23 protein-coding genes are annotated in these 22205 nt (G+C 62.7%); 17 read left to right on the top strand and 6 right to left on the bottom strand.

Going from position 1 to position 22205, the window contains the following annotated elements; genetic code table 11:
• The first annotated feature begins 30 nt into the window (after positions 1-30).
• From C440_RS08265 to C440_RS08225, 9 genes are all read left to right on the top strand, one after another.
• Positions 31-804 carry an alpha/beta fold hydrolase gene (locus C440_RS08265; RefSeq protein ID WP_008319910.1) on the top strand — a complete coding sequence of 258 codons (774 nt, stop codon included), beginning with the start codon at positions 31-33 and terminating at the stop codon, positions 802-804.
• A gap of 243 nt (positions 805-1047) precedes the next feature.
• The gene (locus tag C440_RS08260) at positions 1048-2406 is read left to right on the top strand and encodes an APC family permease (RefSeq protein WP_008319909.1); all 1359 of its coding nucleotides are present in this window, start codon (positions 1048-1050) and stop codon (positions 2404-2406) included.
• Between the two features lie 98 nt (positions 2407-2504).
• Positions 2505-3209, top strand: a complete 705-nt coding sequence (locus C440_RS08255) for a type 1 glutamine amidotransferase (RefSeq protein ID WP_008319908.1) — start codon at positions 2505-2507, stop codon at positions 3207-3209.
• A gap of 243 nt (positions 3210-3452) precedes the next feature.
• Positions 3453-4616: an acyl-CoA dehydrogenase family protein gene (locus C440_RS08250; RefSeq protein ID WP_008319907.1), complete on the top strand. Its 1164-nt coding sequence runs from the start codon at positions 3453-3455 to the stop codon at positions 4614-4616.
• A 110-nt stretch (positions 4617-4726) separates the two neighbouring features.
• Entirely contained in the window at positions 4727-5017 is a 291-nt protein-coding gene (locus tag C440_RS08245; RefSeq protein ID WP_008319906.1) for a DUF7853 family protein, read from the top strand.
• Positions 5018-5261: 244 nt separating this feature from the next.
• Positions 5262-5978 carry a DUF7827 domain-containing protein gene (locus C440_RS08240; RefSeq protein ID WP_008319905.1) on the top strand — a complete coding sequence of 239 codons (717 nt, stop codon included), beginning with the start codon at positions 5262-5264 and terminating at the stop codon, positions 5976-5978.
• Between the two features lie 134 nt (positions 5979-6112).
• On the top strand, positions 6113-7168 hold the full coding sequence (locus tag C440_RS08235) for a DUF7827 domain-containing protein (RefSeq protein WP_008319904.1): 1056 nt from the start codon (positions 6113-6115) through the stop codon (positions 7166-7168).
• Between the two features lie 134 nt (positions 7169-7302).
• Positions 7303-8346 carry a DUF7827 domain-containing protein gene (locus tag C440_RS08230; RefSeq protein WP_049915546.1) on the top strand — a complete coding sequence of 348 codons (1044 nt, stop codon included), beginning with the start codon at positions 7303-7305 and terminating at the stop codon, positions 8344-8346.
• Between the two features lie 123 nt (positions 8347-8469).
• Entirely contained in the window at positions 8470-8838 is a 369-nt protein-coding gene (locus C440_RS08225) for a 4Fe-4S dicluster domain-containing protein (RefSeq protein ID WP_008319902.1), read from the top strand.
• Positions 8839-8862: 24 nt separating this feature from the next.
• On the opposite strand, the gene C440_RS08220 is transcribed toward C440_RS08225, so the two are convergent.
• The gene (locus tag C440_RS08220) at positions 8863-9603 is read right to left on the bottom strand and encodes an archaellin/type IV pilin N-terminal domain-containing protein (protein WP_049915545.1); all 741 of its coding nucleotides are present in this window, start codon (positions 9601-9603) and stop codon (positions 8863-8865) included.
• Between the two features lie 151 nt (positions 9604-9754).
• Here C440_RS08220 and C440_RS08215 point away from each other — a divergent pair, with 151 nt between their 5' ends.
• Entirely contained in the window at positions 9755-10207 is a 453-nt protein-coding gene (locus tag C440_RS08215; RefSeq protein ID WP_008319900.1) for a ferritin-like domain-containing protein, read from the top strand.
• A 323-nt stretch (positions 10208-10530) separates the two neighbouring features.
• On the opposite strand, the gene C440_RS08210 is transcribed toward C440_RS08215, so the two are convergent.
• From C440_RS08210 to C440_RS08195, 4 genes are all read right to left on the bottom strand, one after another.
• Positions 10531-12645 (bottom strand): (Fe-S)-binding protein, encoded by a 2115-nt coding sequence (locus C440_RS08210; RefSeq protein WP_008319899.1) that lies wholly within the window; start codon positions 12643-12645, stop codon positions 10531-10533.
• An 81-nt stretch (positions 12646-12726) separates the two neighbouring features.
• Positions 12727-13431, bottom strand: a complete 705-nt coding sequence (locus C440_RS08205; RefSeq protein WP_008319898.1) for an energy-coupling factor transporter transmembrane component T family protein — start codon at positions 13429-13431, stop codon at positions 12727-12729.
• On the bottom strand, positions 13425-14126 hold the full coding sequence (locus C440_RS08200) for an energy-coupling factor ABC transporter ATP-binding protein (protein WP_008319897.1): 702 nt from the start codon (positions 14124-14126) through the stop codon (positions 13425-13427). Before C440_RS08200 ends, C440_RS08205 begins: the two co-directional genes overlap by 7 nt.
• Positions 14127-14705: a biotin transporter BioY gene (locus tag C440_RS08195; protein ID WP_008319896.1), complete on the bottom strand. Its 579-nt coding sequence runs from the start codon at positions 14703-14705 to the stop codon at positions 14127-14129.
• Positions 14706-14885: 180 nt separating this feature from the next.
• Between C440_RS08195 and C440_RS08190 the strand changes: the two genes are divergently transcribed.
• From C440_RS08190 to C440_RS08160, 7 genes are all read left to right on the top strand, one after another.
• Positions 14886-15491: a hypothetical protein gene (locus C440_RS08190; RefSeq protein ID WP_008319895.1), complete on the top strand. Its 606-nt coding sequence runs from the start codon at positions 14886-14888 to the stop codon at positions 15489-15491.
• A 112-nt stretch (positions 15492-15603) separates the two neighbouring features.
• Entirely contained in the window at positions 15604-17712 is a 2109-nt protein-coding gene (locus tag C440_RS08185) for a minichromosome maintenance protein MCM (protein WP_008319894.1), read from the top strand.
• Entirely contained in the window at positions 17713-18015 is a 303-nt protein-coding gene (locus C440_RS08180) for a DUF7854 family protein (protein ID WP_008319893.1), read from the top strand.
• A 134-nt stretch (positions 18016-18149) separates the two neighbouring features.
• Positions 18150-18488 (top strand): DUF7855 family protein, encoded by a 339-nt coding sequence (locus C440_RS08175; RefSeq protein ID WP_008319892.1) that lies wholly within the window; start codon positions 18150-18152, stop codon positions 18486-18488.
• Positions 18485-19417, top strand: a complete 933-nt coding sequence (locus C440_RS08170) for a DUF7856 family protein (protein WP_008319891.1) — start codon at positions 18485-18487, stop codon at positions 19415-19417. Before C440_RS08175 ends, C440_RS08170 begins: the two co-directional genes overlap by 4 nt.
• A gap of 108 nt (positions 19418-19525) precedes the next feature.
• Positions 19526-20530, top strand: a complete 1005-nt coding sequence (locus C440_RS08165; protein WP_008319890.1) for a DUF7857 domain-containing protein — start codon at positions 19526-19528, stop codon at positions 20528-20530.
• Positions 20527-21189 carry a P-loop NTPase gene (locus C440_RS08160; protein WP_008319889.1) on the top strand — a complete coding sequence of 221 codons (663 nt, stop codon included), beginning with the start codon at positions 20527-20529 and terminating at the stop codon, positions 21187-21189. The genes C440_RS08165 and C440_RS08160 overlap by 4 nt, the downstream gene beginning before the upstream one ends.
• Positions 21190-21331: 142 nt before the next feature.
• Here C440_RS08160 and C440_RS08155 read toward each other — a convergent pair whose 3' ends face one another.
• Positions 21332-22198 (bottom strand): transcription initiation factor IIB, encoded by an 867-nt coding sequence (locus C440_RS08155; protein WP_008319888.1) that lies wholly within the window; start codon positions 22196-22198, stop codon positions 21332-21334.
• Between the last annotated feature and the right edge of the window lie 7 nt (positions 22199-22205).

The raw sequence follows: 22205 nt of genomic DNA, 5'->3' as shown, positions 1-22205 counted from the left end.
CCTAAGTCGCTCGCGCGACGACCGACAGGTATGCCTACAGCAGTCTCCGACGGCGTCGAACTGTACTACGATTCGGACGGCGACGGCGACCCGGTCGTCTTCGTCGGCGACGCTGGATACGGTGCGTGGCAGTGGGGCTGGCAACACGCCGCTGTCGCCGGCCCGTTCGAAAGCGTCGTCGTGGACCTCCGCGGCTCCGGTCGGTCCGACGCGCCGGCCGGCCCGTACGCGGTCGAAACGCTCGTCTCAGACCTCGTGGCCGTCCTCGCCGACGCCGACATCCGGAAAGCACACCTCGTCGGACTCGGTCTCGGCGGCATGGTCGCGCTGGAAGCCGCCAGAACGACGAGTCGCGTTCGGAGCCTCGTCCTCGTCGGCACCGCGGCCTCGGGTGCTGAGATAGACCCCGAACCGCTCTACGGAGCACCGGGCGACCCGCACGAACTCCGCGAGTCGCTCGCGCCGGCGCTCTCCGAGGACTTCCGGACGGCCCAACCCGATGTCGGAGACCAAATCGTCGAGTGGCGGCAGTTGGAAGACGCGGACCCGGACGCGTGGGCGGCCCAAGCCGCCGCTCTCGCCGCGTACGATGCCGGCCCGCTCTACGACGTGACGGTCCCGACACTTGTCGTCCACGGCGGCGACGACCCGGTCTGGCCGGCCGACGGCGGACGTGCCCTCGCGGACGACCTGCCGCGCGGGCAGTTCGAGTCGTTCGACGGCGCGCGACACCTCGTCACCGTCGAACAGTCCCGCGTCGTCAACGACGCCATCGTCGGCTTCCTCGAATCGCTCGACGACTGAGGCCGCGATACTGCCGTGCAATCGGCTCCGACGACGCGCTTCCGCACTGTTCTGTTTCAAAATCGAGAACCATAATTAATATGCGATGGTGGCGGACTGACCTAAACGACATGTTCCGAGGAGGCGATTTCGATCGGGTTCGTTCGGAGAGTCACAGACGGCCGAGTTGGCGTCGTTCATCGAGGGATTCGACAGGCACTCTCGCTCACCGTGGTGGCGGGACCAACCGGGGCGCGTAACCCGATGGCCGAATCCACCGCGTCGGAGTTCGAAGGCAGTCTCGGGTTGCTCGACTGTATCGTCCTGAGTCTCGGCGGCATGGCCGGGTCCGCCATCTTCATCTTCCCCGGAACCACGGGCCAACTCGTCGGCTCAGCCGCGATTGGCGCGTGGTTTCTCGCCGGGGTGTTGATGCTCGCACTCGGACTGTGCTACGCTGAACTCACGCTCGCGTTCCCGAAGACCGGGTCGGTGGCGGTGTTCCCGCGCGAGACGCTGGGGTCGAACCCGCACGTTCGGTCGTTCGCAAGCTACCTCGAAGGAGTGGGGTACACGGTCGGGTGGGTACTCGCAATTACGATTTCGGCGCTCTCGATTCCGGACTATCTCGCGGTGATACTCCCTGCCGCCGCCGGAAACACCGTCGTCATCGCGGTCAGCGCTATCTGTTTGGCGACGGTGTGTAATCTCCTCGGCGTCGGCGTCACCAGTCGGGCGAATCTGCTCTTGACCGGGGTCGTTCTCGCCGTGTTGGTGCTGTTTCTCGGCGTCGGCGCGTCTCACGTCACCCTCGGACAGTACGACCCTGTCGGCGTGAGTGGGCCGATGAAGTTCTTCGCGGCCGTCCAACTCGCGCTCACGTCGTACGGCGCGTGGACGGTCATTCCGTCCGCCGTCGAAGAAATCAAAGAGCCGTCTCGGACGGTCCCTCGGGCTATCGTCGTCTCCTTGGCTCTCACCACGCTTCTCTACACCGGACTCGTCGCCGTCGTCCACGGCGTCGTTCCACTCGGACGATTTACCGCGGGCGATGTGGCGATAACCGCGCCACTCCGCGTCGCTACCGAACTCATGGGAGTCGAGTGGCTTCAGTACCTGCTCGCGCTCAGCGCGATTAGTGCCATCTTCACCACGATGCTCGTCGGCATACTGAGCGCGGGACGGGTCCTCTTCGCGCTGGGAGAAAACGGGACGCTCCCGTCCGTGTTCCGGACCACGAGTTCTCGGTTTCGCGTCCCGTGGGTCGGTATCCTCGGCGTCGGTGTCGTCGCCGGGGCACTCGCAACCGTCCCCGAGTACTTCTACCAACTGCTGGTCGTGGGTGCCATCGTCGGCACCGGACTCCCGTATGCGATTAACGTCCTGTCGTTCCTCGGCCTGCGATACTATCGAACCGACGTCTCCTCGTCGTTTCGAGCGCCCGGCGGAACCGTCCTCGCCGCCGTCTCCTTTGGGGTTCTCGGCATCGCCATGCTCGGACTCAGTTCGACGGACGTCGTCTGGTCCGCCGGCACGCTCGTCGTTCTCAGTGGATACTACGGCGTTCGGTACGTCCGCCATCCGAACACGGTAGCGCCCGCACGACTCGACGACCACCCGTAGCGACGCCGGTCTCACATGACAGGTCGGGTCGTCACGAACGCCGGCAGAACCCGGCTTAGGCGCAACGCATTTGCATCCCTGCCTACTGTATCCTGTCAATGAATCGGCCGAGACTCGCTTTCCTCGACGCATCGCACGCCGACGAGAACACGTCACGAAACTTCAGACGCGAACTGGCCGCCGATCTCGTCGAGTTCGATGTCACCGACGGACACCTCCCCGACCACTTCGAATACGACGGCGTCGTCATCACCGGGTCGTCGTCGTCGGTCTACTGGGACGACGAGTGGATTCGAACTCTCGTCTCGTGGGTCGCCGACGCCGACGACCGCGAGCTTCCGATTCTCGGCGTCTGTTTCGGCCACCAAGTTCTCGCGGCGGCCCTCGGGGGTACCGTCGAAGACATGGGCGAGTTCGAACTCGGCTACAGCGAAATCGACCGAACCGCCTCCGACGACCTCTTGGCCGGTATCAGTGACCGATTCACCGTGTTCACCTCTCACGGCGACGTCGTAACCGAACTCCCGCCAGGTGCGGAACGCCTCGCAGAAAACGAGTTCGGCGTCCACGCCTTCCGCCGGAATCACGCCTTCGGCGTCCAGTTCCACCCCGAGTACGACACGGCCACCGCGGAGGCGATTGCGAGAGAGAAAGACTTCCTGCCGGACGAACGGATTCAGTCCGTCATCGACGACATCACGCCGGAGAACTACGACGCCGCCTGCGAGGCGAAGCGTCTGTTCGACAACTTCGTCACCTACGCCAACCGCACGAGGACCGGGGCCGCCGAATCTACGGCGTAACCACTCGGTTTCACTCATCTGTTGGCACCCGGTTACGGCTGTTTTTGTGCACCATCGTTTCGTCCATCGCGTCGTCGCGTGTGCTCGAACGGTGGCTGGGTCACTGTTCGACCTCCTGGTCTGTGTTAGTACATGTCCCCGAGCTATATTTTACAGCGGCACATTTTCGACGGTAATAGAGGGACGTCGTTCCTGTCAAATCTGAGCGAATCGCTTTTCACCGACCCAATCACACGGTCTATCATGCTGGATTATCTCGGATTGGAGGAGGACCTGTCGTCCGAAGAGAAACTCGTCCGCGACGAGGCGCGACGATTCGTCGAAGAGCAGGTCAAACCCGACATCGGCGACCACTACGAGAAGGGGACGTTCCCGATGGACCTGATTCCGAAGATGGGCGAACTCGGCTTTTATGCGCCCAACCTCGACGGTTACGGCCTGCCCGGTCTCGGCCAGCGCGCCTACGGACTGTTGATGCAGGAACTCGAAGCCGGGGACTCCGGCCTTCGCTCGATGGCGAGCGTGCAAGGGTCGCTCGTCATCTACCCGATTCACGCCTTCGGGTCGGAAGCACAGAAAGAAGCGTGGCTTCCGGCGCTCGGGTCGGGTGAGGCCGTCGGTTGTTTCGGTCTCACGGAACCGCAACACGGCTCGAACCCGTCGGGGATGGAGACCCGTGCCGAGAAGGACGCCGACGGCTACGTGCTCAACGGCTCGAAGACGTGGATTACGAACTCCCCGATTGCCGACGTGGCAGTCGTCTGGGCGCGCGACGTTTCGACCGACGGCTCGCCGGTCCGCGGCTTCCTCGTCGAGACCGACCGCGACGGGGTGACGACGAACAAAATCGACGACAAACTCTCGATGCGCGCGTCGGTCACGGGCGAAATCGGCCTCGACGACGTGCGCGTTCCGGAAGAGAACGTACTTCCCGGCGTCGAGGGGATGCGAGGTCCGCTGTCGTGTCTCACGCAGGCACGATTCGGCATCGCGTGGGGCGTCGTCGGAGCCGCCCGCGACGCTTTCGAGGAGGCACTCCAGTACGCCAAAGACCGCGACCAGTTCGGCGGGCCAATCGCGCGATTCCAACTCCAGCAGGGCAAACTCGCCGAGATGGCGACCCAGATTACGAACGCGCAACTCCAGGCCCACCGACTCGCCGAACTCAAAGAACGCGGCGACCTGCGCCACCAGCACGTGTCGATGGCAAAGCGCCACAACGTTCGCGTCGCCCGCGACGTGACCCGAACGGCCCGCGAGATACTCGGCGGAAACGGCATCACGACCGACTACTCGCCGATGCGCCACATGGAGAACATCGAGACGGTCTACACCTACGAGGGAACCGACGACATCCACACGCTTGTCATCGGAGCTGACCTGACGGGAATCGAAGCATTCGAGTAACCCGCGGGAGCGGGTGACCCCGCCGCTTTCGCTATTGTGCGTGGTCTGTGACAACAGTACACATACATTTATATCTCCCCGACCATAGTCTACGATAGAGGCACCCCACAATGACCACCTCGGCTAAGGACCGTCCGGCGACGCTCGACCTCTCTCGTGAGGAGTCGTGGGTCGTCCACGCCGCCTTGCTCGCCGCAATCGAGCGGGCGGTCGATGCAGACGAAGAGCCGACGCCAGCCCCCGGCCTGCTCGCGCGGGTCGAAGCCGGCGATGAAGACTTCAACAGTGCCGAACTCGACTATCTCGTCGGCGCTCTCCGCGCATACCGCGACGAGGCCCCCTCTCGGGACCAACACCACATCTCGCACGTCATCGACCACATCGAGGCGGCCCAAGTATAGCGTCGCCGCGATGTCCGTTTTCGACCTCACGTCGTCCGAGTGGCTTCGCTAGCGAGGCGTTTTCGCGGCTGACGATAGCCCACAGCTAAATTTGACAGGGAATTTGTAATTTCACATTTACACCCATTCAGAATTGCCCGCCTCCAATCCTATCTCCTATATTGCTACATGTTACCAATACCAATTCTCGTTTGACATATCTACTTAGTAAATAACTTACCTATGGATTTGATAGGCACAATCCATGCGAACCTCCAACCGGTTTGAACTGTTGACGACGACCTTCCTCGTGGTGGCGCTTCTGGCGTCTGCGGTCGCTCCTGCGGCCGCCGCTTCGGCCCACTACGAGTTCGCAGATGACACCTACACTACTGAACAAGGCGAAGTTGTCGCCATCACGTTCAACGCCGCTGACGGCGTGAACAACACCTCCAAGGTGCTGGCTGGCGACAACAACACCTTCGATGTCTACCTCGGTGACTCCGATTCGGGATTCCTCGTCAACGCGACGGTCGTTGACGAGAACCGCGACGGCAACGTCACCCTCGAACTGAACACGTCCACTGCGGGACAGGGCAACGTTTCGTCCTACCTCACCGCCGCTGGCAACGACTCGCTGACGAACGCGACGCAGGCCACGGAGAACCTCTCCGACCCGCTCGACGCTGGCGAGTACTCGATGGCTCTCGGCTCGATGAACAACTCGACCGACACGGCATCGCTCGTCATCGAGGACAACGAGACCGAGACGACGACCGCAACGACCACGACCGAGGCGACGGAGACGACGACCGAAGTCACGGAAGAGACCACCAGCGGCTCCACGAACGAGTCTGAAACCAACGAGTCGGCGACCGACACGACGACTGAGAAGTCCACCGACACCGGCATCCCCGGCTTCGGTGCCGCTCTCGCAGTCATCGCACTCGTTGCGGTGGCGTTCGTCGCAGTCCGCAACTAAGACCGCTAGCTGACCTCGGTTCGATTTTCATCTTTTGTGCCGTGTTCTCTGTACCTCTGCCTGCTAGTCTCAACTGTTAGCTACAAATGACAATCTAGTAACTAATTTAACTATGGTCGAGAAAGTGTCGTTCGATGTCCCCCTCCAACAGATTCGAATTGTTGACGACAGCGTTTCTCGTGGTGGCGCTCTTGGCGTCCGCGGCCACTCCCGCGGCGGCCGCATCGGGTCACTACGAGTTTGCGGACGACGAGTTCAGCGGCGAACGAGGTGAGGTAATATCGATCACTGTCGAAGCGTCGGACGACGCTAACGACACGACGACCGTTCACATCGGCAACGAAGACCAAGGCTTTCTCGTCCACGCGACGGCCGTTGACGAGAACGGTGACGGCGAAGTCACGCTCGAACTGAATACCACGACCGCGGCTCAAACCGACCCATCGATATATCTCGACGTCGCTGGTGATGATTCGGTGACGAATCTAACGCAGTCTTCCCGCTTGCTCTCCGACCTGCTCGACCCGGGCAGTTACGACCTGCGAGTCGGGTCGATGGACAACCCGAACGACACGGCGCTACTCTCCATCAAAGATAACGACTCGGTGACCGGCCCGATTTCAGAGACGCCGGTCCCGGGAGTGCCCGAAGAGCCTGACTTCAAAAATAGCGTTGTCACGGTGACCCCCGGTGTCGATGACACCGCACAGATTCCGGTTGAGTTCGACTCCAGCGGGACCGCGACCCTCGCCATTGTCTCGACAGAGACCGGGTACAACACGTCCGTCGAACTGTTTGACGGCAATGGCGACTACAAGACAAACGTCTCGATTGACCTGACTGCAACCGACGAATCGCCGGAGGAGTACATTTCCGTCTCCAACGGTGACCGAATCGAGAGCATCTCGTGGAACGAATCGACGACCGACATCGAGTCGCCCCACCACTACGACCTCAGACTCTCCGACTCGAACGAGACTGTCAACGTCGGCATGCTCGCCGTCACGGAAACGGGGGTTGCGACTGACAGCCCCGAAACCGACACTGAAACCGACGCGAAAGCCTCGCCGACCGCAAACAGTACCACGAAAAGTACCACAGAGTCAACCGACACCGGCATCCCCGGATTCGGTGCCGCTCTCGCAGTCATCGCACTCGTGGCGGTGGCGTTCGTCGCAGTCCGCAACTAAGACCGCTAGCTAACCTCGACTCGATTTTTATCTTTTGTGCCGTGTTCTCTGTACCTCTGCCTGCTAGTCTCAACTGTCAGCTACAAATGACAATCTAGTAACTAATTTAACTATGGTCGAGAAAGTGTCGTTCGATGCCCCCCTCCAACAGATTCGAATTGTTGACGACAGCATTTCTCGTGGTGGCGCTTCTGGCGTCTGCGGTGACACCCGTATCGGCCGCGTCGGGTCACTCCGAGTTCGCCGATGACGAGTTCACGGGTGAACAAGGCGATGTAATCGAAATCACGCTGAACGCGCCGGATGACGCTAACGACACGGTGAACCTCCACATTGGCAGTGATGGCAACGGGTTCCTCGTCCACGTGACTGCAGTCGACGAAGACGGTGACGGCGAAGTCACGCTCGCACTCAACACGAGCATCGCTGGCCAGACTGAGCCTTCGATGTATCTCTCTGCGGTCGGCGACGACACCGTATCGAACGTCACTCAGGAGTCCGACCTCCTTGTCGACTTGCTCGACGCCGGCGCGTACCCGATGAAAGCCGGACCGATGGACAACTCGACCGACACGGCATCGCTCGTCATCGACAGAAACGAATCGTTGACCGACCCGATTGTGGAGACGCCTAAGCCAAAACCTCCAGAAGAGGTCAAGACGGGCTACGTCGCGCCACCTAACGAGGACGGTCTCGTGACGGTTCCACTCGTGTTTGACACCAGTCGGACGATGTCGGTCGAAATTTCGTCCACAGAGACTGCTTACAACACGACCCTCGAACTCATCGACGGGAACCGCGACTACAAGGCGAATCTGACTCTCGATTTGACCGCGACTGACCAGCCGCCGAGCGAGTACATCTCGGTCTCGAACGGCGACCAAATCGAGGACATCACGTGGAACGAGTCGGCGACAGAAGTCAAGACGGAACACCCCTACATACTGAACCTCTCCTCTCCGCAGAGTAATAACCGTGAATTGATGGTAATCGGCGAACCGGAGACTGAAACGCCGAAACCGACGACCTCGGTAGAGACGACACCGACCGAAAGCACGACCAGCGACCCAGCGACGACCACAACCGGAGAATCCACTGACACCGGTATCCCCGGATTCGGTGCGGCACTTGCCGTCGTGGCACTTGTCGCAGCAGCGTTCGTTGCGATCCGTCGCTGACGCCTGAGGTCGCCCACGCGACCCTCTCTTTTCCACGCAACCAACCTCTCTATCCCCGCTCTGTTGGAGCTTTTTGGCTCCGATGCGGGCGCTTTAGTACCACGCCCGGACAACGCCCCGTCAATGGCTATCGACCCGAACTTCGACCAGAATCGCGAGCAAGTCAGCGAGGAAAAGCTGGACGAACTTCGTTCGTCGGCAGACCAAACGACGTTCGGTGACGATGTCGCCGTCTGGGGACCCGTCGAACCGCCAGAGAAACTCGGTATCCACGGCACGCACGTCGCCGTCGATTACGACATCTGTCTCGCCGACGGCGCGTGTCTCGAAAACTGCCCGGTTGACGTGTTCACGTGGGTCGATACGCCCGACCATCCGGTGAGCGAACTGAAAGTCGAACCGACGAACGAAGACCAGTGTATCGACTGCATGCTCTGTGTCGATATTTGCCCCGTTGACGCCATCGACGTAGACGCCTCTCGGCAGGCGTGACTCCGAAATAAGGCGGTCGCTCGCTTATTCGCAGTCGAGGTCGTCCCCGTTGATTTCGCTCGGACTCCCGTCGAACCGCGTTGCGGTCGCTTCCGTCTCCGCGATGAGGAGTTCGTCTTCTGGACCGTAGAACTTGATTTCGACGGTGTCACCGGGTTCCATCGGTCTGTCGCCGCCGTATTCGACCGGATAGCGTCCGTCTGTTCTGAAAAACGGTCCGTCGGTCGCGTCGATGTCGTTCCAGTTGGACTCGGCGTATCTGACGCCGACGTCGTCGCGGCCGGTCTTCCCGTCAGTCTGCCAGCGGTTGTGAACCATTCGAATTGTCAGGCGCTCGCCCGCGCCGAAATCGCCGGTGCAGAACTCGCCCACGTCGCCGTCGTGATACGCTTGGTCCGTGTCGTCGCTGAACCGATTCGGATTGACGTAGCGGAGGTGCCCACCCTCGCCGTCGTCGCCCCGCCAGCGGACGAGTACCGACCCGATGTCGTCGCCCTCGAAGACGGGACCGTGTGTGTATTCGATTCGAATTCGGTCGATATCGCCCCGCGTCTCGCCGCCGCCGGAGTTCCAGCCGTTCCACGACCGGTGTTCGGGACCGAGTACGACGGTTGTCTCACCGAACGCACGAGCCTCCTGTGGCTCTGTGTACTTGTCTGCGGCGCCGAACACGTATCCCGAGACGGTCGCCGCGAGGATGAGCACGATAGCGACTAACAGTATTGTTGCAATGACCGTTGAAACCCCTCTTTCTGTTCTGCTCACGTTTCTTCTCTGTGAAGAGGTGGAACCTATCTGATAACGGTTTTGAGACGTCGATATGGGCGTTTTTTTGCCATATATCGGCCTTTCATAACCGAACGAACTCGCCGCGTCGAACAGGTATATGAAGTTAGAGAGGTAATTGGAAAGTGCCATGTCTGAGGACGTGACTGCGCTTCTCAAGCGCGCTTATCAAGACGAACACGAGACGGTGATGAACTACATGACGAACTCCATCGTCCTCGATGGCGTTCGGGCCGAGGAGATCAAAGAGTCGCTCAAGACCGACATTCAGGAGGAACTCACCCACGCCGAGCAACTCGGCAATCGGCTGAAGCAACTGGACGAAAAGCCCCCGGGGTCTGCGGAGTTCAAAGCCCGACAGCATGACCTGCAATCGCCGGAAGATAGCACGGACGTACTCTCGGTCATTAACGGTGTCCTCACGGCCGAAGAGGACGCAATCGAGACCTACCGTGCGCTCATCGACGCCGCCGAAGCGGCCAACGACCCCGTCACCGAAGACCTCGCTGTGACCATCCTCGCCGACGAGGAGGCACACCGTACGGAGTTCCGCGGCTTCAAGAAAGAGTACGACCGCGAATAGCTTCGACTCGACCACTCACACGCTCCCAACCGACCGATTACAGCCTCGACTCGACCGCCCCGACGTGCGTGCCGCGTCGAACTGACGCGGGGCGTACACCCGACCCTCTTTTTTGTTCCGGCGACGGCGTGGCATTCGACCCGTCGAACGCGACGATATCGACATCCTCCAGAGGCATCGCAACGACCCAGTATGTGGATGCGTCTCCGGCATGCTCGAATCGGAGTGGCGCGAAAAATACAGTCAGGACGGAGTCGGTCAGTCAGTCGGTCGGAACGGAGTCGGTCAGTCAGCCAGTGCGGAATCGGTCGGCCGGTGAGAAATCAGTCGGCCGATGCGGGCGTCTTGCTCGCGCCCGCGACGCCGGGCGTTTCGTCGAGCGCTTCGACGACGAGTTCCGAGATATCGACGATATCGAGGTCTTCCTCGTAGCCGCCGGTCTTGCGGCCGTCTTCGTACATCGTTGCACACATCGGGCAGGCGACGACGAATCGCTCGACTGCGTTGCCGGAGTCGGTGTCGTCCAGTGCCTCGCGGAGACGCTCTTCGGACGGTTTCGACTCTTCTTCGTGGTCTAACCAGAGACCGCCGCCACCGCCACCGCAACAGAACGAGTCGTCGCGGTTGCGGGGCATCTCGGCGAGTTCGACGCCGGTCGCGCGGATGACCTCGCGGGGCGCTTCGTACTCGCCATTGTACCGACCCAAGTGACACGGGTCGTGGTACGTGACGGTCTGCGCCGAAAGTTCGGTGCCGGCGAGACCGAGTCGGCCGTCGTTGACGAGGGTTTCGACCAGTTGGGTGTAGTGGTACACCGGGTAGTCGAACGACTCGTCCATCTCGGGGTACTCGTTTTTGAACGTGTTGTACGAGTGGGGGTCCGTACAGACGATTTTGTCGAAGTCGCAGTCGTCCATCGCGTCGATGTTGTCTTCGACGAGCATCTCGTAGAGACCCTCTTCGCCGACACGACGAACGTCGTTGCCGTCGTTCTGTTCGTCCTCGTAGAGGATGCCGTAGGAGACGCCTGCCTCGTCGAAGATACGGGCCATGGCGCGGGCGACGCGGCGGTTCCGTTCGTCGTAGGACGGGTAGTCGCCGACGTACCAGAGGAACTCGACGGACTCGTCGCGGGCGTCCGGCACCTCGAAGTCGAGGTCGTCAGTCCAGTCGGGTCGCTTGCGTTCCGGGTCGCCGAAGGCGTTGCCGTTCGAGAAGATGTTCATCATCGCCTCCTGGACGGACTCCTGTTGTTGGCCCGTCTCGGTGAGCCGACGATTCATCTCGGTGAAGTGCGTCAGGTGCTCGATATCGACCGGACAGGCGTCCATACAAGCCATACAGGCCATACAGGATTCCATCGACTCGGCGTCGATGACCGAGGTACCGCCGTCGGCGACGATATCGACCGAATCACCGCCCGCATCCAGCGACTCGCGGTAGGTCTTCAGGTCGAGAATCACATCACGCGGGTCGAGGTTGCGGCCGGAGGTTTTCGCCGGGCACGCGTCGGAACACCGACCGCACTTGGTACAGGCGTCCATATCGAGCATCGCCTTCCACGAGAAGTCGTCTTCCGAGACGTAGCCAATTTCGTCCGGCGGCGTGTCGGCCGGGACTTTCGGAAGCCGCCGGCCGGCCTTCTCGTCCGCGGTGACGACGTTCGCAAACGACGTGAGCATGTGCAGGGGCTTTGCGTACGGGACGGCGGCGACGAACGCCAGCGCGAGGATGGCGTGAGACCACCAGCCGAACCAGTAGAGCGTCTCTGCGAGACCCTGACCCATTCCGGCCGCCTCGAAGACCATGGCGACGAAGTAGCCGACGAAACTCACCGTTTCGAACTCGGGGAACTCGGTGCCGACGATGCGAACGCCCTCGATGACGTACCCGCCGACGCCGAGGATAAAGAGCGTCCAGACGAACGCGTCGTCTTCGAAGCTCGTGTGTTTCCCCCACAGGCGCGGGTGTCGGACGCCGTAGCGCCGCCAGAGCGCCATCCCGACGCCGACGACGAACAGCAGACCCATGAGGTCCATGACGAACGAGTACGAGAGGTAGAAGCTACCGACGAAGAACGAACTCCCCGTCACCCGCCGCCAGACGTCGATGTCGATGGCGAGGATGGTCGTTCCGATGAGGAGCGTCAGGAAACCCCACATGATGAACGTGTGCATCACGCCCGCGTACAGGTCGCGGTCGAACTGCTTTTCGTTCGAGAACACCACTTTGGTCGAGCGAATGATTCGCCCGGGGAGGTCGGACAGCCGGTCGAACGGGTCCGACCCGCCGCGTGCGTAGCGAGCGACGCGCTCGTACACCCCGTACAGGAAGACGAGGGACGCGATAGCGGCGAGACCGTAGAAGAGGGCCTCTCCGACCGGGCTAATAGTCCAGAAGGTCTCTCGTGTGACCTCTGCCTGTGCCACAAATTCCATAATCAATCACTAATGAACTGGGGGTTAAATCTTGTCACCCGAATCGCGCTCGCGTCGGGGGATTCGCTCCGGTGTGCGTCTTCAGACGGCGACGCTCACCGACAGGGCCACAGCGAGTGCGAGTCCGGCGGCGTCGCGTCGAGCGAACCGAATCACCGGAAGCGTGGGATTCCACGCAAAACACCGAGCGCGAAGCGCGAGCGCAAGGGCGTCCGCCCGCGCGAACGACCGCCGGAGACCGCCGGCCGCGACGAGCGACAGTCGTTCGTCGAGGCGGCGTTCGTCGCCGAGTCGGGCGGCCTGCGCCTCGCGGACCCGAAGCAGGTCGCGTCGGACGAGCGGGAGAAACCGAAAGACGAGCGCGATACCGATGCCGAGGGCGATGCCGATGCGACCCGGAACGAGTCGCTGAACCGCCGCCCGCGATTCGCGGACCGGCGTCGTTTTGACGTACGCGGCGGCGACGAAAAAGACGAGCAACACGCGAACGCTGGCGAGTGCGGGCTCGACGGCCGCGGCGGGTTCGAACCACGGCGCGCCGAGACGGGCCGCCTCGACGACGGGACCGACGGCGAGAAATGGAATCGCATAGCGGAGGCCGTGGAGAGCCGAAAGCGGTGACGTGTCGGCGGCGCGGAGACAGCCCGCGGCGACGAGACCGAGCACGACTAATCCGACGGGCGTCGTGTGCGCGAGCCCGGCGGCCGCAAAGGACAGTTGCACCGCGAGCTTCGTCCGCGGGTCGAGTCGGTGGGCGAAGGAGTCGCCCGGTTCGTATGTCAACACGGCGGGCGAACGTCGAGTTCTGGTAGTCGGTCTGCGGCCGCGGCGGGCGTCTCGTCGAGGGCGACGCGTCCGTCAGCGAGGACGACCACGCGGTCTGCGAGCGACGCCACGTCTCGAAGGTCGTGTGTCACGACGACGAGGCTGGTCCCCGACTCGCGGAGTTCGCTGAGGTGCGCGAGGACCGACTGGCGGGCAGGTTCGTCGAGACCCGTGAACGGTTCGTCCAAGACGAGGTGGTCCGGTTGCATCGCCAGCGCCCCCGCAATTGCGAGCCGTTCGACCTCGCCGCCGGAGAGCGAATCCACGCGTTCGTCCTCGCGGCCGTCGAGGTTGACGGCGGCGAGCGATTCGCGGACTCGACGGTCGATTTCGCCGCGGTCGAGACCGAGGTTTTCGGGACCGAAGGCGACGTCGGCACCGACGGTCGCCGCCACGAGTTGGTCTTCGGGATGCTGGAACACCATCGCCACGGCTGTCCGGGCGGCTACGAGGCGTTCTTCGACTGGGTCGTCGTTGACGAAGACGCCTCCCTCGTCGGGTTCGAGAAGCCCGTTGAAGTGGCGAACGAGCGTTGTCTTCCCCGACCCGTTCGCTCCCGCGAGGATGACACACTCGCCGTCGTCGATAGTGAGTGTGACGCCATCGACTGCGGCGGTATCGCCGTAGCGATGGACCAGGTCCCCGACGCGAATCATCTACTGTGCCGCGATGGCATCCGAGCGAACGATACCGACGGCGGCGGCGATTTTGAACGCCTCGACCGGGATGAAGGCGGCCGAGGCCGCCCAGAAGGCCGATTGGAGGCTGACCCCTTGGACGTACGCGAAGCCGACCGTCCCGAGCGTGTAGACGACGAGCGTTCCGGCGACCATCGCGCTGACGAGTCGCGGCGTACCCACGCGGTAATCGCGGAGTTCGACGCCGCCGTGGACGAGAGCGCCGACGAGCGTGGCCGCGAGCGGGTACGACCAGAGGTACCCGGCGGTCGGGCCGACGAGCGGAGCAAACCCGGCAGACCCACCGGCGAAGACGGGTGCGCCGAGTCCGCCAGCGGCGAGGTACAACCCCATCGACGCGCCGCCCCAAATGGGACCGAGGAAGATGCCCGCCAAGAAGACGACGAGCACCTGCATCGTCACCGGAATCGGTGAAATCGGATTCGGGAACGAGACGTACGAACCCGCACCCATGAGCGCCGCGAACAGGGCGGAACGGGCGATGTTGCCGACGAGTTCGTCGCCGACGAGTTCGACCGATTCGTGTTCTGTTGCCATGCGTGTCGCTGGCGCGTAAACCTAGTTGAAAGTATCGGTTTACGGGATGTAATACCGCCTCACCGGCGTTTTCTGTGGATTTACTGTCACGGTGTGCGTGTCTCGACCGCCTCCACTTTGGGCGATTCCGATCGCGCGCGACAACACGATTAAAGACGCTGGCGGTTCCATCTCTCGGGTATGGACGAGAAGACCGCCGAACTCCGCGATATCTTCATCGAGACGACCGGGTCGGACACCGTCACCGAACGGCAGTCCGAATCGCGCGGCTCCCTCGCCGACGTGGACGACCCCGAGGAAGTCCGTGCTCGCGTCCGCGGCCTCGTGACGACGATGCGCGAGCGCTACGAGTTCGAAACCGACCTTTCGGACGACGCGCTCGTCTCGCTCGTCGTCGGCTACTTCGACGGTGAGACGGACGACGCCCTCGCGGTCGAACTCGATATCGCGCCCGCGACGGTTCGAACCGCGCGGTTCGACCTCCATCTCGTCCGCGAGAGCGACCGTGAGTTCCCGTTCGACGCCGACCGCTTCGACAAACTCCTCGTCGGTGGCGCGGACGACGACATGCTAGCCGAGACGTTCGACGTCCCGACCGACGTTATCGACGAACTCCGACCTGTCGCGGAAGCCGACATCCAGTCAACGCGGGTCAACCACCGGTTCCGCGACGACTTCGCTGAGTTGCTCACCGACGACGACCTCTCCGGACGACTGGCCGAAGACGCCCGCCGCGACGGACTTCGAGAGGCGACAGAAGACATCGAGACGGACGTCTCGCTGTAGTCTCTGCTCGCCGCTCGTTTCGACTGCCTCGAACCGATACGGAATCCTGACACGAAACTAACCGGTAACGACGACGAAGGTTCTTAACCGGTTGGGGACATACCCCTGTGCGATGGCGCAGGCCCCGCAGAATCGAGACCTTACAGAGCGGTTTATCGAGTTCTACCGCAACTACTATCGAGAGGAAATCGGGACGCTCGCACAGCAGTACCCGAAAGAAAAGCGCTCGCTGTACATCGACTACGACGACCTATACAGGTTCGACGCCGAACTCGCCGACGACTACATCACGAAACCCGGGCAGTATCAGGAGTACGCCGAAGAGGCGCTTCGCCTGTTCGACCTACCGGCGGACGTCAAACTCGGACAGGCGCACGTTCGGATGCGAAACCTCCCCGAAACGGTCGATATTCGGAATATCCGGGTCAACGACGACCACATCGGGACGCTCATCTCCGTACAAGGAATCGTCCGGAAGGCGACCGACGTGCGCCCGAAAATCACGGAAGCCGCGTTCGAGTGCCAGCGCTGTGGGACGATGAGTTACATTCCACAGGGCGACGGCGGCTTTCAGGAACCTCACGAGTGTCAAGGGTGTGAACGACAGGGACCGTTCCGTATCGACTTCGACCAGTCGAACTTCGTCGATTCACAGAAGTTGCGCGTCCAAGAGTCCCCCGAAGGCCTGCGCGGGGGCGAGACGCCACAGAGCATCGACATCAACCTCTCCGACGACGTGACCGGGATGGTCACCGCCGGCGACCACGTCACCGCCGTCGGCATCCTCCACATCGAACAACAAACCTCGGGCAACGAGAAGACGCCAGTCTTCGACTACTACATGGAAGGCATCTCGCTCGCCATCGAGGACGAGGAGTTCGAAGACATGGAGATTACCGACGATGACGTGGCCCAAATCATCGAACTTTCTAACAAGCCCGATATCTACGAGGAGATGATCGACTCCGTGGCCCCGGCCATCTACGGCTACGAACAGGAGAAACTCGCCATGATTCTCCAACTCTTCTCGGGCGTTACGAAGCACCTTCCAGACGGCTCTCGGATTCGCGGCGACCTGCACATGCTGTTGATAGGGGACCCCGGTACTGGCAAATCGCAGATGTTGGCATATATCCGGAATATTGCACCACGCTCCGTCTACACCTCTGGTAAGGGTTCTTCGTCCGCCGGTTTGACCGCTGCGGCGGTCCGCGACGATTTCGGCGACGGCCAGCAGTGGACGCTCGAAGCGGGTGCGCTCGTCCTCGCCGACAAGGGAATCGCGGCTGTCGACGAGCTGGACAAGATGCGAAGCGAAGACCGCTCTGCGATGCACGAGGGCCTCGAACAACAGCAGATTTCGGTCTCGAAGGCAGGGATCAACGCGACGCTCAAGTCGCGGTGTTCGCTTCTCGGCGCGGCGAACCCCAAGTACGGGCGGTTCGACCAGTACGAATCTATCGGCGAACAGATCGACCTCGAACCGGCGCTTATCTCTCGTTTCGACCTCATCTTCACGGTCACGGACAACCCCGACCCCGACACTGACTCCGAACTCGCAGAACACATCCTCAAGACGAACTACGCCGGGGAGTTGAACACCCAGCGGACGAACGTCGCCAACTCCGAGTTTACCGAAGCGCAGGTCGAATCCGTCACCAACGAGGTCGCACCGGCCATCGACGCGGAACTCCTGCGCAAGTACATCGCCTACGCGAAACGGACGTGTTACCCGACGATGACGGAGGAAGCGAAGAACGTCATCCGCGATTTCTACGTGGACTTCCGGGCCCGCGGGGCCGACGAAGACGCCCCCGTTCCCGTGACGGCGCGAAAGCTCGAAGCGCTCGTTCGACTCGGCGAGGCGTCAGCACGTGTTCGGCTCTCAGACAAGGTAACCCGCGAGGACGCAGAACGCGTCACCGGCATCGTCGAGTCGTGTCTCCGCGACATCGGGATGGACCCCGAGACCGGCGAGTTCGACGCCGACATCGTAGAGACCGGGCGCTCGAAGACCCAGCGAGACCGCATCAAGAACCTGCTCGAACTCATCCGCACCATGCAGGAAGAGTACGAGGAGGGCGCACCGCACGAAGAGGTTGTCGAGCGGGCCAACACCGAGTTGAACATGGACGAAAAGACCGTCATCGACCAACTGGAGAAACTCAAGATGAAAGGCGACATCTACGAACCGCGCGGGGACGTCTACCGGGCGACATAGATGGACCGAATCTCCGCGCTCCGAAACATCGAAGACGCCATCCGGGACCTCGAATCGGGGGAATCTGACCTTGAAGGAACCGAACGCCGCGTCGTTACCATCCTCCGGACGTTCGCAACGGAGTTCGAGTCCGAAACCGGCGACGAAGCACTCGACGCGTGGAGAGCCGTCGGCGACGACCGTGTGGAAGGTATCGTCGTCCTCGCCGCAACGGCGGACGAGGCGACAGCACGCGTCCGCGACCTCTTGGCCAACGCGACCGACGACGGAGACGACGTGTCCTTTTCGGTCGAGCGCGTCTGACCGCCGCCCCGTGGTACCGGGGCAACATCGAAATTCAGCTATTTCTGAATATCCAATTCCGAAACAAGACGCCCTAACGACACGAAATACGGCACGTCGAACGATTTTTGTTCCGACTCCGTGACCGACTGCTCGTGCTGTTGGTCGTGACCTACTCGCAGGCGGCGCGGACGACACTTCGGAACATCTGCCGAACCCACGACAACGTGGTCGTCCGGCGATTCGGACGCGCCGCGTTATTCAGCGAGACGGAACTGGCCGCCTTTCTCGCGCTTCGACTCCGAGAGAAACACGACGCGGACGTGCAAATCGAGCGAACTGAGCCGTTCAACGAGTTCACTGCCGTCCCCGAACCGGTCCGCGAGGCGGCCGCGGCGTACGAGTCGCGGGACTCATCGGCGACGCCGTACAGCAAATTCGTCGTCGGGACAGACTACCCGTCCGCGTCGGAGATGCGAGACCGAGAGCTATGAGGCTTCGACTCCCCGACGGAACCGTTCGCACGGGCCGTGCTATCGACCTTTCTTCGGAGCGACTCGACCCTAACGAGGTCGTCGATGCGGTTCGAACCGACTCGGGGAGGGACGCAGACTGTACTGACAGCGCACCCGATACCGGGCTGTGTATCGAGTGCCCGGAGCCGGGGCCGGGGTACGACCGACTCGCCCGAATTCCCGCACCCAACTCGCCGCTGTCTCGCGGTGAACTGCTCGTTGCGGTCGGCCGTTCACGCGAATTAGCCACCCCGGTTGATGACGACCTCGCTCGACTCGAAGCGCGACTTCTGGAACGCGAACCCGACAGCGACGAGAACACTGCTACGCTCCCGGCGCCGTCGGCGTCCGACCTTCGGGAGGCGCGCCGCCGAGTTGCCGCCGCGGGCGACGACGAGAGTCGGCTTCGAGAGCGTGTGGCGACGCTCCGCGGACGACTCAACGCCCACCGCGAGGCGGACGACGAGGAGGCGGCGGCCGCCACGCAGTCAGAACTCGTCGAAGTCGCCACGGAACTCTCCGAGGTGGAGACGGAGCGCGTCGCCGCCAAACAACGTCTCGACGCGCTCGAACGCGCGGCCCGCCGCGCACGCGACGGCCGCGAAGAACGGCTTCGAATCCGGGATGCGATTGCGAACCGGCGGCGCGAGCTTCGGGCGTATCTCAGCACCGAACTCGGCGACGAGTTCGATGCCACCGTCCGCGAACTCGTCGCAGACGCGCGCGGCCCAAACGATTTCGTTCGGAGCGCAACCTCGGGCACGGGCAATCTTCAGCAGACGGTCGTGAACGGTCTCGCGGCCGTCCGAATCGCGGAGTTGAACGCCCCGGTCGTCTTGATGCGCCAGCCGTTCACCGATTTAGAAACTGCCGTACAATGGCTTGGGACGCCCGTCATCACGTGTTGAGCCGATAGCGTAGCCGGATGTCGCGGATGTCGGATTCGTACGCGTCTCCGGAGAGCCACGCACTCATTCGGGCATCGGTTTATATACCATGGAGCGGCCAGCCCCGCTGTGAACTCCGACGTTGACGTAGCCGTCGAGGGCGATGTCGCCCTCGTAACGGTCAAATTCGACAACGACGCGCCGGTTGACCGGCGCGTTCGTCTCCGGAACCGCCTCGACGGACCGGTCCTTCCACCCCGCCGCGATGGCGTTCCGGCCTCCGGTTGGGACGACGACGGGTTCGAGGGTACGGTCCCCGCGGAATCGACGATTGCACTCGGGTACGCGTGCCCGGCCGCCTCTCTCGTGTCCGGTACTGGGTCCGAATCTGTCTTCCATCCCGACAGCGACCTCGACCCCTCGACTGTCGTCGATATCGACGTCCTCGGCAGGGCTGACGAGGTGTCGGCTAGCCGACGAGATATCTCGACGGCCGCGGACGTGGTCCGGGAACTTGGTACGTCTCGTCCGCCAGCGGACGCGGTGCCGGCCGCGGTCGGTAACTCGTCCTCGGCCGCAGGCGACGTGGCCGGACGCGAACCCGCGGTCTCTGGTTCTGATTCGGTCGATACCGGTGTTTCGGACGCGGTTGGTGACGAGACGACACGAGACGATTGCGTGACGGACGCGGGTAATCGTATTTCACTGCCGTCAGAAACAGAACCAACGGATTCGCAACCACAGACTCGTGAACTGTCCATCGAACCGGAGTCGGAATTCGTATCTGAATCTGGTTCGGAACGGGAAACCGAACCCGCATCGGAACCGGAACCGGAACCGGAGCCGGAACCGGAAGCCGACCCTGTTCCGGTCTCACCCGCCACCAACCAACAGTTCGACGCGTCGCTTCTCGACCGCGCGTCGCGCCGAATTGAACTCGCCGAACGACTCGACGGCGCGTCGGTCGCCGAAGCGGCGACGGCTCTCACCGATTCGGACGCGCGTATCGAAGATGTCGAATCGCTCGACGCTGAACGAGACCGACTGCGCCGACTCGCCGCTCGCGCCACGGCGCTTGCGGACCGGGCGGCCGACGCCGACCCCGATGTGGACGCACTCCGGAGGCTCGCGTGATTCTCGCGGTCGTCTCCGGCAAGGGTGGGGTCGGAAAGTCAACGTTGTCGTTCGAACTCGGCGCGGCCCTCGATGCCGTCGTCGTAGACGCCGACCTCGGCATGGCGAACCTCCCGTACGCGCCGGGACCGGACTTACACGACGTGCTCGCGGGTCGAGCCGAGCCGACTGAAGCGGTCCGGGAGAGCGCGGCAGTCTCGATACTTCCGTGTGGGCGAACACTCGCTGGTGCCCGCGCGGCCGACGTACGACACCTCGACGACGCGCTCCACGCGGTCGAAGTCGCCTACGGGAACGTCGTCGTGGACTGCCCGGCTGGCATGCGCGCCAATGCCGGCGTCCCGCTCGCCATCGCAGACGCCTGCGTCATCGTCGCGTCTCCAAAACAGTACGCGCTGGCGGACGCGGTTCGGACCCGCGAACTCGCTCGGGAACTCGGATGCGGTCTCGCCGCTGTCGCGGTCAACCGTACCGTCGATGACCCGCCGGTCGATGCCTTCGCGGACGTTCTCGGCGCGCCGACCACGGCGATTCCTGCGGACGCCCGACTGGGCGAGGCTGTCGAGCGGTTCGAACCAGTCGTCACCTCGTCGCCGAATAGTCTTCCCGGGACTCGGATTCGACAACTCGCGTCGGCGGTTCGCGTCTGCGGTCGGTGAGAAGGAGCGTCGGATTCGTCGGTCGGGCGGTCGCGCTTGGAGTTCCCGTAACTCGTTCGTACGTACCCGTTCGCTGAAGTAGTGAGTCGCCCGAATTTCTCGTCAGTTCGTCCGTCGGCAGTTTCGTATCGGAACGCCGGGGTTAGTCGCGGAGCGCAACGTACGTTTTCCGGAGTGTCACGGGCGTCACGTCGGCAACGTCGGCGGCGGCGGACTGCGTGCAGTCTACGTCGAGGTCGCGGGCGGCCGTGTAGAGACACGCCGCGGCGACGCCGCAGGGGTTCTTACCGGCGATGAGTCCCTCATCGCGCGCGTCGGCGACGTACTCGCGCGCTCGGCGTTCGACGTCGCGGCCGAGGTCGAGTTTGGTTGCGAACCGCGGTAGGTACTCGGTCGGGTCGGCGGGTGCGACGGGAAGTCCGAGCTCGCGGTTGAGCGCGCGGTAGGCGGCTTGGTGCTCGGACTCGGTCGATTTCGAGACCGTACAGACCTCCTCGATGCTCCGGGAGATACCGCCGACGCGACAGGCGGCGTAGACGCAGGCGGCGGCGAAACCTTCGAGCGAGCGGCCGCGCAGGAGGTCTTCGTTCTGCGCCGACTCGAACAGCGAGCACGCTTGGTCGCGGATGTGGTTTGGAAGGCCGAGTGCGCCGGTCACGCGGCGAATTTCGGTGAAGGCGTACACTTGGTTGCGCTCACGCTTCGAGGAGATCCGAGCGCGGTTGTGTTGCCGGCGTAGACGGGCGAACTTCCGGCGCTTGCGACCCTTGATACGCGTCGAGCGGCCGATTTCGGTCGAGAGACCGCGGTCGTGACGAGACCGGGTGAGCGGTGCGCCCGTGCGAGCGGGATTGCGGTCGTCGTCGGCGAACGACCGCCATTCGGGACCGTGGTCGATTCGGTACTCGGAAACGACGAGTCCGCAGTCGGTGCAAACGGTTTCGCCGGCTTCCGCGCCGAGGTGTCCATCGCATTCGGGGCAGCCCTGGGTGGAACGTGCTTCGCTCATCACATTT

The organism is Haloferax mucosum ATCC BAA-1512, from assembly GCF_000337815.1.
GTDB lineage: Archaea > Halobacteriota > Halobacteria > Halobacteriales > Haloferacaceae > Haloferax > Haloferax mucosum.
This window is presented reverse-complemented; position numbering and strand designations above follow the sequence as displayed.